The following is a 16,254-nucleotide window of genomic DNA, read 5'->3' on the forward strand; positions in this document are numbered from 1 at the left end:
ACCAGATTTGAATTAGGTCAAAACTCTTTTCAGTCTTTTATTAGTATAGTAAAATATTCGATGTAACCGAACATTATCCTTGATTTTTAAGGTATAAGATCGATAATTTTCATAGTCGAGGCTAGAAAGTTCAAACCCATCTATTTCTCGGTTTTTGGTTAACAGTTCCGGAACGTTGATAAAATAAGTTTCAGGATTGAGTAAAGTGATTCGATATTCGTGGGAAGTTATCCCGGTGACTTCGACTTCATCTGTGGGGTTTAAGAGGTTTTGGAATGAGGCGACAATGAACCAATCGACGTTTACGAAAGGACAAAAAAGTTGAACGGCGGGATAAAAACCATTTCGATAAATATAAGCGCCTTTATAGTTGTCAGGTAAGTTCATTATAAACATTCCCTGGTTTTCTTTTAAAGATTTTAGGCTTTCAATGGTTTGTTTAGAAACTTGACTGGCGACTCTCCAGGTTTGGCTACTCAGGTAGATTTGATTAATCGAAAAAATTGAAAAGCAGGTGATGAGTAAAATGCAAAAAAATTGACGATTGATGAGTAAAACGCCTAAAATTAGAGCGAGTAAAATAGATAAAAAAGCAGAAGAAAAATATAAAAACCGTTCGGATTGTGTATCGACTATCGAGACTCCCATACTCAGAAAAGGCAAGACAGACAGCAGAAAAGAACCTGTTAAAAAGATGCTAATTTTGGCGATATCGGGAGAAAACCTGGCGGGTTGATAACAGCTTTTAATAAAGAGAATTATTCCCCCTAAGAAAAGCAGAAATAAAATTTTCCAGTAGATGGGAGTAGATAGAGATAGGGGAGGAATAATTACTCTTAAACTGGAAGCCAATCCCTGAAAAATAACCCACCCATTAAAATTTAGATGAACTCCGCTACCATATCCACCCAAGAATTTACCCAAACCCAAGTATCGAAGCGGAAAATAAATTAGCCAAGCGGTACTATAAAAAAGTGGAAAGTAGAAAGCTTTATAAACCGAGTTTAGTTTGATTTTTGTGGTTAAAAGTTGGGAAGCTTCATAGAGAAAAATAAAACCGGGAAAGATTAAAGCCGACTCTTTAGAAAACAGTCCTCCGAGAAATAGCAGGTAAGAAACAATCAGGTAATACAGTTTTGAAGAAGATTGTATGTAGAGTAAATAAAAACAAAAAGCGCTCAAAGAAAAAAAAGTCACGACGATATCGGCACGGGCTGAAATCCAAACCACCGCCTCGACATGACTGTGTAAGGTTAAAAAAATGCAGCCAGAAATGATAGAAATCAGTCTAATTTGTTTGGGTTTAAGCCACGTTTTATTTAACAGCAAACTTGCTAAAATATAGACAAAAAAAGAACAGACCGCATGAAAAGTTACATTGCTTAAGTGATAACCGATTGGGTTTAACTTCCAAATGACATAATCGATGAATAAGGTTATTGAAATAATCGGTCTAAAGAAAATTTCGGGTGCAGTTGTCCAAACTCCAAAGATACCGTTTTTTTGAATATTGTAGATTCTATCAAAGTCATCGGACAAGAAAAAATGATTCAAAGTTGGGCTGTAGATCAATAGACTCACGGCGATGAAGCCCACGAGTAAAGTTAGATCGAGTCGATGCTTCTCTATCGGTTTTAACATGGTTTTCAGCGTTAAGAATTGATTATTTTTTCGGCTTTTAGGAAAACTTTTTCACAACCCAGAGAAGCTTTTCTTTTACCGGACGTCGGTGAGCAGAACCGGCTTTTTCGGCTTGAAGTTTATCATAATTTTTTTGAAACCAATCATAACTTTCGCGGAACATTTCATCGTTGGAATATTTCGGTTTCCAGCCGATTTGTAACAAAGGATTGACATCAAAATAAAACTCTTTGTGATAGGTTAAATAATGCCAGGGAGCCAGGGGACTTAAACCAACTAAATCTAAAATTCTCAAGGTGTTAATGGTCAGTCCTGTTGGTAGACTTTTGACCTGAGATTTGGTTCCCGCATAAGCAATTAAGTTTTCTAAACCTTCTCGTAGGGTTCCAAAGCGGTCGGTTCCGACGTTATAAATTCCGGGTTTACCTAAATCAAGAGCGAGTAAATAAGCATCCATTAAATCTAAGGCGTGAACGAACTGAAATTTAATGTTTCCATCCCCAATTACATAGACGTTTCGCCCTTCTTGAATCCACTCAAATAAGATTTGAAAAATGCCGAGTCTTCCTTCTCCTAAAATAGTACGCGGACGAATCACAATTAAGGGTAAATTTCCGCCATCGCAAACCTCGCGAACGGCGATTTCTCCGGCGAGTTTAGCCCGACCGTATATTTCTACCGCTTTGGTTGGCGTGTCGTTCGTAATCGGACATTTAGCATCACCAAATAAAGCACTAGAACTCATGTGAATAAAGCTTTTTACCCCCGCTTTTACGGCTTCTTCTGCGGCGATTTTACTTCCTTCTACGTTGACTTCCCAAAACTTATTACCCGATTTTGTTAGGGGAACTAAAGCCACGTTATGGTGAACAATATCAATCCCTTTCATCGCCGCAGCAACACCCTCGCGATCGCGAATATCGCAGTTAATAAACTTTATTTCTTTCGGGCGGGTTGGGTCTTCCCAAATATCGAGGATGCTGACATCTTCTCCCCGTTGTTGTAAGCGTCGAGCAATTAAATTCCCTAAAAATCCAGAACCGCCTGTAACTAAATGTTTCATTGACTTCCGTTCACTCTACACCGTTGATCTGCTCAAATGATAAACGAATCCTGTCAATTCGTAAAGGTATTGAAAAGCAACCGATCTAAACTCAAATAAAATTACTTGATTTCCTGTCGTTGTCCGGATAGAATTTTTGTTCTCAAGGGCGACTATCTTAAGCTTTGACTTTCCAAAATATCCATCTTCCCCAATCATAACTCAAAGCGATCCATTCATAAATGGTTTGGGCGACGGGATAATTATAAAACCAGAGGCGAGGTATCATTTTACGCTTGACTTTTTCGGGGCGAGAAGGAATAACTTGTTTGACTTGAAATTCACACAATTCAAACATAATTTTACTTCTCAAAGCGTGGGGAGCATTGCAATATAAAATCACCTCCCCTAACGGCCATAAATTTTCCTGTTCTAACCATTTTCGCAACAGTCTAGCATTATCAAAGGTGTCAAGATAGGGGCGGTCGCGAACGTTTATCGGGTATTTTACGTTAAGTTCCGGTCGTTTTTTCCGAAGATATTGGGCGGCATATTCTTCTTCTGAAGCGGCACACCCGAAGGCATTGGCGGGGGAGATAAACACCGGGTCAGTTGTCGGAACTTCTTGTATAATTCGTTGAAGAACGGCTTCAAAATAGTCCGACAAGAAAAAAGTTTCTTCGGGGGTATTATCTTCGCTAACTAAGCCTTCTGGGATGACAATATGGGCGACCATTAAGGATCAATTCCTCCATAATTTTCAAACACCCATTTTAAGCTGCGTCGCATTCCTTCTTCTAGGGAAATTTTGGGATTATAATTTAATTCTCGTCTGGCTTTGGCAACTGAACAGGCGATGGTTTTATTCATCTCCGAGAGAACGTGTATTTTCTGCTGATAGAGTCCCAAAGATTGGATAAAACTATCAACACCCAGAGCAATTTCACTGGCAATTCCCGGCAGTTTTAAGCGTTTATGTTTGCAGGTTTGATTAAATTCTGACTCCAACAATTTTTCAACGGTATCGATAATTTCATTCATCGAATAAGGGCGTTCATCGGCGATCCAATAGGTTTCTCCGTTGGCTTTTTCGGTGAGGGCGGCTAATAGTAAACCCTGACACAAGTTGTCAACATAAGCCATCGATCTGAGGTTGTTTCCATCCCCAACAATCGGCCCTTTTCCATCTCGAATCATTTGAAAAAATAGGGTTTGTCTGGGCGGTTGGTTGGGGCCGTAAAACCAGGGTGGACGCACGACAACGGTTTCAATTTTTCCGGCTTGATAATATTCTTTAACGGCGAGTTCCATTAACATTTTAGAACGGCCATAATTCATGTAGGGATTGTAGGGAGATTTTTCATCAAATAAATGATCGGGATGGGGATTACAACCGCAGGGAGAATTAGAGGAAACAATAACAGCCCGTTTAATCCCGGTTTGAATGGCGGAATTGAGTAAGTTTTTGGTTCCTTCTACATTAATTTGATAAAATTCGTTGATTTTTTGAGGATGAATAATTCCTGCGGTGTGAAATAAAACGGCATTTTTCGCTCCTTCACAAAAGCGATCGCAGTCTAACCGATTGCGTAAATCTCCTTTAAAAACTTGTATTTTATCGGAAATTTTTTCTAAAAGACTTGCATCTTGATTCGGTAAAATTAAACAGCGAATTTTTATATTTTCTGCGGGTTGACTTAAGGATTCACAATCGGTTAATCCTTGGGCTAAGGCTTTAACTAAACTTGTCCCCAGCCAGCCCAACGCTCCGGTGACTAAAACTAAATTGCTTGAAAATTCCATCATTTTTTCTACAGTTTTCCTAAAAATTTGAGTGCATTTCGACGGGCAATCGCCATAATTGAACCTTGAGGATTTACCCCCGGAGCCGTACAAAGTAAACTCGCATCAGAAATATATAAATTGTTGAAACCATGCACCTTTCCAAAAGAATTTACCGCACATTTTTCTAGATTTTCTCCCATCGGACAAGAAGACATAACATGAACTGTCATTAAATTCGTTTGAGACTTGGGTAGAGTCTCGGGAATTTGTTTGAGTTCGTTCGGTTGAGTCAGTCGGGGAAAATTAGAAATACTAGGATACAATATTTTGGCGTCTGCTTCAAACAAAAGTTGAGATAATTTTTGCAATGCTTCGGATAAATCTTTTAAATCCTGTTGAGTCAGGCGATAACGAACTAAAGGATCGCGAAAACCGGGTAAAGTGCGAACCGAACCTTGACCCGAACCCGTAATCATAGCATAATAAATTGCCATTTTTTGCCAATTTTCATCGACTTGTTGTCTGTATTGAGGATGATCTGTCATCCCAACGGCGAGATAAGGGGGCGAACTAATTGAACAGCCAAAACTAAATCGGGGAGCAAATTCTTTAACCTGATGAACCGGTACGCCCATATCAACAGAATTAACCGTTTCATTGAATTGAGCAATCACTTTAACGGTGGGGTGCATTTGTAAGCTATTCCCGATATTATTGGTTATTCCACTCCGTCTTAATAAGGCTGGAGTTTGAATGGCTCCGCAACAAATAAATAGGGTTTCTGCTTGAATTTCTACGGCTTGTTTTGTTTCTATATTTCCCAGATAATCACCTTTAATGAACCATTGTTTTCCCTGTTGACGGATGAGGTAAATTCGAGTATTTGTTAACAGTTTACAGCCCGCATTTATTGCTCGGGGAATAAAGGTCTCAGTCATCGACTGTCGGGTTCCTTTTGGAGTCGGAGAAGCATCGGTTTGTTCTTGATAACGAAACCAGCGAGGAACTTCTAAAGATTGCCAACCTAAACTGACTGCTCCCTGATGTAATTTGAGAGAAGCAAGGGGGGGTTTTCCGGGTAATTTACAGACGGTAACGGCTTGTTCGCAGGCTTCAAAATGGGGTAATAATTCGGTTTCGCTCAACGCATCAACGGCAAATTCTGTTTGCCATTTTTCTAAAATTTCTGGGGGTGTACGATGATAAAGTCCGCTATTAATTTCGCTTCCTCCTCCCACACATCGCCCTTCTACATATTGAATTTTAGGTTTGCCAAAGGCTGCGGTTAAGCCTCCGTTTCGGTATTTTTGTTCGAGTTCGAGTTGAGAAAAAGGCGGACAAGATTCTAAGGCAAAATGCGAACCTTCTTCTATTAATAAAACATCTCGTCCGGCTTCGGCTAACAAACAGGCTGTAATCGCTCCTCCCGGTCCCGAACCGATAACGGCAATTTCGCAGGTTAGAGGAGATTTAGGAGGAGTTATTGAGGGATTGAGTGCAGATTTAGACATGAGTTTATCTTGGGATTTAGTAAAATTATGTTCGGTTGATTTGTTCGGATTTCCAACAGAGTACCACCAGACTTTCATAAAAGCGAATCAAATCTCTACAAATGCTAATGGGTGCATTTTTCCAGGCGGAAATTTGATCTAAACGCATTTTGGGGGATTGACGATAAAAGAGAGAACCTCCCCGGATTATCCCCGAGAAATTAAAAAGAAGGGTTAAGAATAGAATGGGAAATCGTAGATAGTCCGGCATTCGACGATGTTGTTCTAAAACAAATCGAACGATATCATTATGGGGAAAATGGTGAGGAGAGTCTGTCGGTTCACAGCACTGTTGGATAATAGAGTAGCATAGCGCAGAAGCGGTATTTGTGAAAAGCTGATTCATCGTTTCTGGGATAGCGAATAACTATTTATCAGAAGTATTAGCCCTGAGAGTGTTGACAGTTCAACAGTCCTAGTATATCATTTTAATTCTAAAATTAATCTCAAATTATATCTTAAATGAAATTAGTAGAAAATCACGTTAATGAGGAAAAAAATTCTTTAATTTTGGACGGATTGCTCTGGGTTTTGTATTTGTTCCCGATATTAGCAACTTTTTGGTTAATTAAACGATTTGGAGTTAATGTACCCGTTTGGGCGGATCAATGGGCTTTAATTGATTTGTTTGAGGCGTTCGGAACCTTTGATTTTTTCTCTATTTTTAAGGAACTTTGGGAGTTAAATAACAATCATCGCATGATTTTCCCAAAACTGATTTTTGCGGCGACAGCTTTTTTCTCTAATTGGAATATTTTCTACGAACTTTATTGGAGTTTTGGTCTGGCTTTAATTTCTTTTTTCCTGGTTTACAAACTTGCTGAAATTACCAGAACAACTCCCAGTATTTTTTTGTTTCATACAACGAATATCATCACCTGTATTCTGATGTTCTCCTGGGTACAATACAGAAATTGGTTGTGGGGATTTCAAGTAGCTTTATATTTGATAAATTTTTGTGTAATTTTAACAGTTTTTATTTTCAATTTACCCTCAAACTGGAGTGAAAAACGAAAATTAATACTGGCGGCACTTTTATGTATAATCGCGAGTTTTTCATCGGCACAAGGATTAATGTCTTGGTTGGCTGTAATTCCATCAGTCCTAAATTTAGAAGGAACATATCGAGAAAAAATAAAACGTTTAATTTTATGGTTAACTTCCTTTTTAGCTTGCGGTTTAATTTATTCAATTGGATATAAGTCCGTACCGATAAGCGAAGATTATGATCTTCTGTCTTATGGTTCAATTGGGGAACAATTAAGAGTTTATATTCAGTTTTTCTTGAATGTTTTAGCCGCACCTTTAACAGGATTTTCAGCAGTTGCTTTGATTTTTGGATTAATTTTAATTGGTAGTTTTATCTTTCTCTTTTTTCACTTTTGGGTTGAACGTCCTGAGATTCGCCATCCTTTTAAAAGTAGTTTTATACCCGAGTCTTGTCCTTGGATTTCTATCGGTCTATTTTCGATTTTATCCGCCATATTAATGACAATTGGTCGCGCCAATTACGGTGCAGAGTATGGGCTAACTACTTCTCGGTATACTACCCATTCTCTTTTATTAACATTTGCGGTTATTCATCTCTTTAATTTATATTTTTTTCGTAATAATGAAAGATTGAAACTGTTAAATTTTAGCGAAAAAAAGTTGGTTTATAGCTTTTGTTTGGGATTAATAACAAGTTTAATCTGGGTGCGTTCCGCTCAAAGTTTAAATGTAGCAAAAACTCTCATCTATGAACCGAATCAAATTTCTCAAAACTGCTTGTACTTAATTAACTATCTCGATGTAGAAAACTCAAAGTTTTTTCAAAACTCTCCCCAACAGTGTTTAACTCATATGGTTCCGACAACAGTGGGACTATCAAAACAAGTTGAACGTCTCCAAAAAATCAACTTGAGAAACTTTGCAGAAGATATTTCTTTTGTTGAACAACCCAATCAAATTTATGGTTTTATTAGTTCGCCTTGGACATCTGAAAACAGCTTTAGTGTGCCGACGGGTGGAATTGTTAAAATAGATGGTTGGGCTGCGCTTCCAAATCAACCGAAACAACCTCAGCTTGTCTTTCTCTCCTTAAACGGTCGCCAATCTTTTTTCGCCAATGCTTATGTTAATTTACCAAGTCCAGATGTCGTCGAATTTTTAAACTCTAAAAGGTATAAAAACTCCCGATGGGAAGTTACTTTTGATGCCGATAATTTAAACGCAGGAAATAATCTTATTAAAGCTTGGGTTTACAACCCTAAAAATAGAGAATTTGTGAAATTATCTGGAGAAATACAGGTTACAGTTGAGGAAAATTAAAAATTTTAAAATCCCGCATTTTTTCAAAAATTTATTGACATTGACCGAACCCCTGTTATAAAATTTTAGGCAATCTTCTCAGAGTCAACTGCTTGTAAAATTGAGTACAATGAAGCTCTACGGGACTGGGAATTTCAGCAAAATTTTGGTAAATTTAAAAAGTAATGTTACATTAGAAATCAATTAGCCTGTCCTACTCTGATTGTGTTGGGGTGGTCACATCTCACTGGATCTCTGCTAATTCTCGATAAATGGAAGTGAGAATTTGTGATCGGTAGACACATAGGATGAAGGTTAATTCAACAAAAAAAATTGAGTTCAGCAAATCCTGGTTAGACCCAGATCGGCCCGAGGCGATCGCACCTGACTTGATTTTTTAGTTCCGTACTGCACTTTCATTTAAAAGTGAGTGATTACGGCAGCAGTTGAGGCAAAGGAGAAAAAAATTATGACTCTAAAAGGATCGCAAAACAAGCCGATCCCGAGGAAAAAGCGTCGAACTCCCGGAGACACCAACATCCGCTTTTGGGGGTTTGATATGCACCCTGAAGTTTCTTTTACTTCAGCCAGTTTGATTATTTTATTCATCGCAATAACGTTGATTTTTAATGATCAAGCCAAACAAGTTTTCAACGCTGTTCAAAATTTTATCGCCAATACATCTGGCTGGTTTTTGATTTTAGCCGCGAATATTTACCTGGGAGTTGTCATTCTTCTCGCCTTCAGTAAATATGGCAAAATTCGCTTGGGAGGGCCGCACGCCGAGCCAGAATTTTCCACCTTTGCTTGGTTTGCCATGCTAATGAGTGCAGGGATGGGAATTGGACTGATGTTTTGGAGCGTGGCCGAACCTGTATTTCACATGGAAACCCCCTCTCCATTCTTTAATAATGTTGACCCCAATACACCCACAGCAGCCCGAGATGCGATGGCAATTACCTTTTTTCATTGGGGACTTCACGCCTGGGGAATTTACGCTTTAGTGGGTTTATCTCTGGCATTTTTTGCCTTTAACCGAGGACTTCCTCTGACCATTCGTTCTGTTTTTTATCCCATTTTTGGCGAAAGAATTTATGGCTGGCCGGGAAATGCAATTGATATCTTATCGGTATTAGCAACATTATTTGGTCTGGCAACTTCTCTCGGGTTGGGCGCCAGACAAGTCAGTACCGGATTAAACTTTTTGTTTAATTTGCCCGATACGGTTTGGTTTCAGGTGGTTTTAATTGCCATTATTACCAGCTTTGCTACTTTATCTGTTGTCGCTGGTTTGGATAATGGCGTGCGGTTTTTGAGCGAAATTAACATCTACATTGCCGCAGGTTTTATGCTGTTTGTGTTTTTAGTAGGGCCGACATTATTTATTATGGGTTCCCTGGTTGAAAATCTGGGTTATTACATTTCGATTTTACCCAGTCTCAGCTTTTGGACAGAAACTTTTGATGGGACAAAATGGCAAAATTCTTGGACGGTTTTCTACTGGGGATGGTGGATTTCTTGGTCGCCATTTGTGGGGATGTTTATCGCCCGAGTTTCTAAAGGCCGAACGGTGAGAGAATTTGTTTTGGGTGTCCTATTTATTCCCTCTTTATTGTCTTTTATTTGGATGTCCGTTTTTGGCGGTTCAGCATTAAATTTAGCCTTAGAAGGCGTGGGAAATTTGTCGGAAGCGGTGAGCGAAAATGTATCAACGGCGTTATTTGTAATGCTGCAACAGTTCCCTTTAACCGAGGTTAGTTGTCTCATTGGTGTGATGTTAGTGATCACTTTCTTTGTCACTTCTTCTGACTCGGGTTCTTTAGTTGTCGATCATTTAGTCTCCGGCGGAAAGTTAGATTCTCCCGTTACTCAACGGGTATTTTGGGCGGTAACAGAAGGGGTTGTCGCTGCCGTTTTGTTACTCGGAGGAGGATTAAGTGCATTACAAACAGCAGCCATTACAACAGGTTTACCCTTTGCAATTGTATTAATTGTTATGTGTTTTAGCTTGTATCGAGGTTTATTTGAAGATTGGGTTGAATTAGAATCTAAACAGTTGCGTTCTTCTAAAGCTGCAATTGCACCCAAGTCTCAAATTTCTTCTCATCCAGAAATTGATCGCTCATTCCCTCACGAATAATTTCAACTATCAAGAGTGTCAATAACAAATTTGTAGTGTGGGCAATGCCCACCTACACGATTAATTTATTGCGGAGGAAAAGATTATGTACAGCACAATTTTAGTCCCTTTAGATGGTTCAGAACGTGCTGAAACTATAATTCCCTATGTTGAACAGTTAGCCCAAAAACAAGATGTTCATGTCGTTTTTACTCAGGTGATTGAACCCACAATTCGCAGTGCTATTCTCAATCTAGAAAAAGAACGGGAAGTCGCCTACCCCCTCCAAAATATTGACCAAGTTCAGCATTATTTAATGGGATGGAAACATCAATTTAAACAGCGAGGTTTATCCGCCGATATTCTACTATTACGAGGAGTTGCCGTTGAGGGAATTTTGCAAGCGGTGAACTTTACCAATGCCGATTTAGTCGCCATGACTTCTCAGGGAAAAACCGGATTGGCTCGAACTTTGTATGGTAGTGTAACATCTGGGGTACTCAACAAAATTCACTGTCCTTTATTTGTTGTTCAATCCAAACAGCCCGAAAAATTATCTCAAATCAATCAGATTTTAATCCCTTTAGATTGTTCTTACCGGGCGGAAAAAGCCATCGATCACGCCACCACGATGGCTCAACTTTATGAAGCCAAAATTATTTTACTTCATGTTGTCAGAACCGGATATCAAACGACGGCTATTGGAGATTTAGACTCGGAAATTACGGAAGAATCCGTCGCCAAAGATATCTTTAATCGTCTCGGAAAACATCAAGAAGTTGAACGGATTAAACAAGCCCGAGAATATTTACTCAATATTCGTTCTGAACTTCAAGAACAAGATTTAACCGTAGAAGTACATTTGATGTATGGTAGACCCATTGAAAGTATTATTACCCTCGCCAATGATTTGAATGTTGATTTAGTTACCATGACGAACCAAGGACGAACGGGTTTATCTCAGGTTTTGTATGGTAGCGTTGCATCGGGAATTCTGAATGGGAGCAATCGTCCTTTATTAATTGTACCGACCTAAAATGTTGTTTTTTCATGGTAAATTATCGGCTAAAATTAATCGAAAAAATCTGATTTTCAACGGTTCCCGCCACAAAAATTGAATAGATTAAGGAGTTATCGGGACTGTATTGAATATCCGCGACTCCACTCGCGTCCAATCTCTCCGAATCGGTAAGGCTAACCCTCATTCGGTAGGGATCTCGACGGATAACTTCACCTTGAAAACGGACTAATTGTTCCTCACTATTGCGAAAAGTTAGTTCGGCTTCTCCATCTTTATTAACGGTCAGAGAAACAAAAGTTATCGTTCCTTGAAAGCGACTATTTAGTGAATAAGTACCCGTACCCTCTTGAGATAAACTAATCTCGGGTGGGTTTTCTGGGTTTTGTACAATGATAAAATCGGTTTTAGACAACGGTTTAGCGACGGCTTTGTTGTCCTCAATCATTGTCCCACTTCCACAGGCTATAATCATCAGTGGTATTAAACCTTTCATCGGAAGACTCATTTTGTTTGTTCCTTGATCTCAAGTCTAAACTCAATTATACGCCGGAAAACTTAAGTTATCACTAACCGTTTAATCTTCTTACTTCTATTATCTCTTAAATTGATAAAAACAGGGTATCTATCTGGATTTTAGCTAACTCTCTTAACATTTTTCCCTTCCATGACTTCCAAAAACAGTTTGATTTTATTAGTTTTATATCTAATTCCGATTTTGGGAATCTGTGGATTTGTGGCTTATTTTAGCGTTAACGTTCCCATCTACGATCAATGGGTTCTTCCCTATTGGTTCGAGAAGTTTTCAACGGGAACTCTCACCCTAAAAAATTTATTCGCCCAACACAATAGCCACCGAATCTTTTTTCCTAAACTGATTTTTATTGCTTTATCTTTTGCTTCAAACTGGAATATACACTTGGAACTTTATTGTAATATTTTTCTGGCGATATTAACCTTTTTATCCCTCTATAGTCTCTCTCAAAACACCGCTCAAAACTCAACTCAAACTCCCCTGAATTTAGCCAACTTATCAACCTGTTTTTTACTCTTTTCTTGGGTACAACATGAGAATTGGCTGTGGGGTTTTCAAATTGCGATTTTTTTAATTAACCTCTGCGTTGTTCTCTCCTGTCTCATTTTATCCAGTCGGGTCATTAAACCCAAAATAAAACTCACCTTTGCAGCTATTTTATGCAGTATTGCGAGTTTTACTTCCGCCCAAGGATTATTATCTTGGTTGGCGATTGTTCCTGCTGTTTGGACGGTAAAAGGAAACTTAACCCACAAAAAAAAGCGTTTGTTAATTTGGCTGAGTTTATTCTTATTTTCCGGTTTGATTTACTCTCTAAACTACAGACAAGAAACAGATACGGTTCCCGTTGTTGTAGTCGAAAACAAAATTATAGCAACAATTCACTTTTTTTTCAATCTCCAAGCCGCACCTTTTTTAAATTCATCTAACCTAAACTGGCTGATGGGATTGATGATAATTTTACTATTTTTAGGGTTAATATTCTCCGCTTTATTTTCCGAAAAATTCGAGAGTTTAAACCCCAACTATTCCCCCTGGATTTCTATCGGTTTATTTTCTTTACTCTGTAGCGGATTGATCGCTGTCGGTCGGTCGGGTTTGGGGGCTGACTATGCAATTTTTACCTCTCGATACACAACCCATACTCTTTTATTACCGATAGCCATTATCCAACTCGGTCAACGAATGATCTTCAATTTTAGTCTAAATTTTCTCGCCAAACACCGAACGAATAAATTATTGTTTTTTGGCGGTTTAACAGGACTATTTATCGGTTTAAACTTGGTTCAATCGGCAAATGCGGTAACTTACGTTAACTCCAGATTTCCCATAATTCAAGGCGGAAAAACTTGCGTTCATTTGATCGACTATTTAGAAAAATCAGCCTTTTTCAAAACCTCCCCTCAAAGTTGCTTAACGCTGTTAATCTCAACCCAGTGGAGAGAATTAATCTGGGAATCTTCGGAAAAACTGAAACGTTTAAACTTTAGAAACTTTGCTGAAAATGTCGCTTTTATTGAAACTCCTCAAAAAACTTACGGAGAAATTACCGCACCCGAACCTTTAAATAAACTCCTCAATCTTTCCCCAACCGAATCCGTTCAACTCGAAGGATGGATTAAGCCTTTAAAAAACACAAATATAGTGTTATTTTCCCTCAACGAACAACCCTCTTTTTTCGCCAACGCCTACGCCATTAACAACAATTCCTCATCCGAACAAAAAATCAAATGGGAAGTCGAATTAACCGCCAATTCTCTCCCCGCAGGAACCAGCACAATTCGCGCTTGGATTTACGATCCGATAGAAAATCAATTCCTCAAACTCAATCATCAAATCAGTATCAGGGTATTTGATCAGACCACAGATAATTGATAGCAAATAGTGTAGGGGCGGGTTCAAACAGTCACCAGTCACCCTCCGGGTTCAGCAGTTGCTCCTCGACGGAAACCGCCAAGTCCGCACTGCTTCACCAGTCACCAGTCACCAGTGATGTAGGGGCGGGTTTTCAACAGATGTATGTCTCCCACAAATAACTAAAATCAACCCGCCCAACTGCCAGTTTTCAACAGATGTATGTCTCCCACAAATAACTAAAATCAACCCGCCCAACTGCCAGTTTTCAACAGATGTATGTCTCCCACAACTAACTAAAATCAACCCGCCCAACTGCTAGTTTTCAACAGATGTATGTCTCCCACAAATAACTAAAATCAACCCGCCCAACTGCTAGTTTTCAACAGATGTATGTCTCCCACAAATAACTAAAATCAACCCGCCCAACTGCTAGTTTTCAAAAATAGTCCTCAAAACGATCCCAAAGTCAAGATAAATTTTGATCGAGGAGAACAACTTTTTTTTGTAACAAACTGGCTTTAAATTTGGTACTATAGTTGAGAGCATAGCCGAACTCTAAGTTGCAATGAATGTTTCCAATGACATCATTATCATAGGCGGTGGATTAATGGGATTGTCCCTGGCGGTTGAACTGCAACTGCAAGGCGCAAAAGTCACAGTCCTCAGCCGCAATTTTCACGAAGCCGCAGGTCATGTCGCCGCAGGAATGTTAGCGCCGCAAGCCGAAGCCATTCCAGCCGGGCCAATGTTAGAGTTAGGCTTACGCAGTCGCGCCCTGTATCCCGAGTGGACGCGCCAACTCGAAGACCTCACGGGTTTGGACACCGGTTACTGGCGCTGTGGAATTCTCGCCCCCGTTTACGAACTTCCCGAGACAACCGAAATCTACCAACCTCCCGATTCTCCCGCAATTTGGCTGGACCGACAAGCCATTGACCAACACCAACCCGGGTTGGGCGCCGATGTGGTTGGGGGTTGGTGGTATCCCGAAGATGCACAAGTCGATAACCGCCGCCACCTCCTCAAAGCCCTACAAGCCGCCTCTAAAAAGCTAGGGGTTAAAATTCTCGAAGGCGTCGAAGTTGAAGCCATAACGCGCAATTCCAAGCGGGTAGAAGCCCTCGAAACCAATCGGGGAACCCTCACCGGTTCACAATACATCTTAACCACCGGTGCCTGGACCGGCCAACTCCTGCCACAAGTTCCCGTTTATCCCCGCAAAGGACAAATGCTGTCGGTGAAAGTCCCGGACTCCTTTGAGTCCCTCCCCCTCAAACAAGTCCTATTCGGTACCGAAATTTACGTTGTTCCCCGCCGAGATGGTTTAATCGTCATCGGTGCCACCCTCGAAGACGTCGGCTTTAACGCCGGTTTAACCCCAGACGGCGTTCAAAGCTTACTCTCACGGGCGATTCGGGTTTTTCCGGTTTTGCGGGATTTTCCCCTTCAAGAATTTTGGTGGGGATTTCGGCCCACAACCCCCGACTTACTCCCCATTTTAGGAAAAAGTCCCTTTGACAATTTAACCCTAGCCGTAGGTCATTATCGCAACGGAATTTTACTGACGCCCATTACCGCCAAACTGATTGCAGAATGGGTAATCGAGGAGAAATCCGATCCTTTATTACAATACTTCGGTTGGGAACGATTTTTAACCGCTCAACTTCAGTGTTAAAACCGGGAACAAAAACCCCAGTTGTGATGGTCTTTTTTTCAGGACTCCCGAAACAAACAGAAGCCTTTTTTCAATGAATTTTGATCTCAGTAGAAAACAATTCGTGAACCCTCAACTCTATCCCTATGAGATTAAAACAAGATATGGCTTTTGGCTAAAGTGGGTGTTTGTCACCGTTATCGGTTTTTGGGCGAGTTTAATCTGGATCGAAATTGGACACAGGCCAGATATGGGACTCGTAGCCGGTGCGGTGGGCGGGACAGTTATTGGTTTTGCTCAATGGTTTGTTCTCAAAGAGTATATCTATCAACCTTGGCAATGGATTTTTGCCAGCATTATCGGTTGGACGGTATTAGGATACTCCCACATTGGCGCCATCGCTTGGGTTGCTCCCCGAACTTTAGACGTGTTTAGCCGCATTTTTTACGGCTTTATAGACGGTAGCCAAGTGGGAATTTGGATCGGATTTTTGCAGTGGTTAGCGCTGAGAATTCAAGTTCCTCGCGCTTGGAAATGGCTGTGGGTGAGTCCGCTGTGTTGGGGGGTGGGATTACCGGTTGGTTGGGCGTTTGGCGGGGTGATGCGCCAAGCAACTCGCCTGTTTTTGGGTGATGTTTTTGGTTTGGCGCTGACTTGGGCTATTGTCGCCGGAATGACCGGAATTGCTTTGACACGCTTACTTTGGATTGTTGATGACTGGTAAGGTGTAAAGTTGTGAGGGTTTTCGCTTAAGAAAAGGGGGG

The 16,254-nt window shown here is 40.2% G+C and carries 13 protein-coding genes; 6 read left to right on the top strand and 7 right to left on the bottom strand.

Annotation, left to right across the window (positions count from 1 at the left end):
- Window positions 1-12: 12 nt before the first annotated feature.
- The 6 genes from ACL6C3_RS29735 to ACL6C3_RS29760 all read right to left on the bottom strand — a co-directional run bounded on the left by ACL6C3_RS29735 (window position 13) and on the right by ACL6C3_RS29760 (window position 6,364).
- Window positions 13-1,641 (bottom strand): hypothetical protein, encoded by a 1,629-nt coding sequence (locus ACL6C3_RS29735; protein ID WP_413163657.1) that lies wholly within the window; start codon window positions 1,639-1,641, stop codon window positions 13-15.
- 37 nt (window positions 1,642-1,678) lie between these two features.
- Complete coding sequence (locus ACL6C3_RS29740) at window positions 1,679-2,704, bottom strand: NAD-dependent epimerase/dehydratase family protein (RefSeq protein ID WP_413163658.1); 1,026 nt, start codon at window positions 2,702-2,704, stop codon at window positions 1,679-1,681.
- Between the two features lie 157 nt (window positions 2,705-2,861).
- Window positions 2,862-3,419, bottom strand: coding sequence for a YdcF family protein (locus tag ACL6C3_RS29745; RefSeq protein ID WP_413163660.1), 558 nt, complete (start codon window positions 3,417-3,419; stop codon window positions 2,862-2,864).
- On the bottom strand, window positions 3,419-4,489 hold the full coding sequence (locus ACL6C3_RS29750) for an NAD-dependent epimerase/dehydratase family protein (RefSeq protein ID WP_413163662.1): 1,071 nt from the start codon (window positions 4,487-4,489) through the stop codon (window positions 3,419-3,421). The genes ACL6C3_RS29745 and ACL6C3_RS29750 overlap by 1 nt, the downstream gene beginning before the upstream one ends.
- A gap of 5 nt (window positions 4,490-4,494) precedes the next feature.
- Complete coding sequence (locus ACL6C3_RS29755; RefSeq protein WP_413163664.1) at window positions 4,495-5,979, bottom strand: GMC family oxidoreductase N-terminal domain-containing protein; 1,485 nt, start codon at window positions 5,977-5,979, stop codon at window positions 4,495-4,497.
- A 25-nt stretch (window positions 5,980-6,004) separates the two neighbouring features.
- On the bottom strand, window positions 6,005-6,364 hold the full coding sequence (locus tag ACL6C3_RS29760) for a hypothetical protein (RefSeq protein WP_413163665.1): 360 nt from the start codon (window positions 6,362-6,364) through the stop codon (window positions 6,005-6,007).
- A 116-nt stretch (window positions 6,365-6,480) separates the two neighbouring features.
- Between ACL6C3_RS29760 and ACL6C3_RS29765 the strand changes: the two genes are divergently transcribed.
- From ACL6C3_RS29765 to ACL6C3_RS29775, 3 genes are all read left to right on the top strand, one after another.
- Window positions 6,481-8,328, top strand: a complete 1,848-nt coding sequence (locus ACL6C3_RS29765; RefSeq protein ID WP_413163666.1) for a hypothetical protein — start codon at window positions 6,481-6,483, stop codon at window positions 8,326-8,328.
- 448 nt (window positions 8,329-8,776) lie between these two features.
- Window positions 8,777-10,447, top strand: coding sequence for a BCCT family transporter (locus ACL6C3_RS29770; protein ID WP_413163668.1), 1,671 nt, complete (start codon window positions 8,777-8,779; stop codon window positions 10,445-10,447).
- Window positions 10,448-10,532: 85 nt separating this feature from the next.
- Window positions 10,533-11,462, top strand: a complete 930-nt coding sequence (locus tag ACL6C3_RS29775) for a universal stress protein (RefSeq protein ID WP_413163669.1) — start codon at window positions 10,533-10,535, stop codon at window positions 11,460-11,462.
- 22 nt (window positions 11,463-11,484) lie between these two features.
- Here the strand turns inward: ACL6C3_RS29775 and ACL6C3_RS29780 are convergent, their stop codons facing one another.
- Window positions 11,485-11,952, bottom strand: a complete 468-nt coding sequence (locus ACL6C3_RS29780; RefSeq protein WP_413163671.1) for a hypothetical protein — start codon at window positions 11,950-11,952, stop codon at window positions 11,485-11,487.
- 159 nt (window positions 11,953-12,111) lie between these two features.
- Between ACL6C3_RS29780 and ACL6C3_RS29785 the strand changes: the two genes are divergently transcribed.
- From ACL6C3_RS29785 to ACL6C3_RS29795, 3 genes are all read left to right on the top strand, one after another.
- Window positions 12,112-13,854: a hypothetical protein gene (locus tag ACL6C3_RS29785; protein ID WP_413163672.1), complete on the top strand. Its 1,743-nt coding sequence runs from the start codon at window positions 12,112-12,114 to the stop codon at window positions 13,852-13,854.
- Between the two features lie 547 nt (window positions 13,855-14,401).
- Window positions 14,402-15,511 carry a glycine oxidase ThiO gene (gene thiO / locus ACL6C3_RS29790; protein WP_413163674.1) on the top strand — a complete coding sequence of 370 codons (1,110 nt, stop codon included), beginning with the start codon at window positions 14,402-14,404 and terminating at the stop codon, window positions 15,509-15,511.
- A gap of 103 nt (window positions 15,512-15,614) precedes the next feature.
- Window positions 15,615-16,214, top strand: a complete 600-nt coding sequence (locus tag ACL6C3_RS29795; protein ID WP_413163675.1) for a hypothetical protein — start codon at window positions 15,615-15,617, stop codon at window positions 16,212-16,214.
- The last annotated feature ends 40 nt before the right edge of the window (window positions 16,215-16,254 follow it).

It is taken from the genome of Capilliphycus salinus ALCB114379 (assembly GCF_047276495.1).
Taxonomy (GTDB): Bacteria; Cyanobacteriota; Cyanobacteriia; order Cyanobacteriales; family Microcoleaceae; genus Capilliphycus; species Capilliphycus salinus.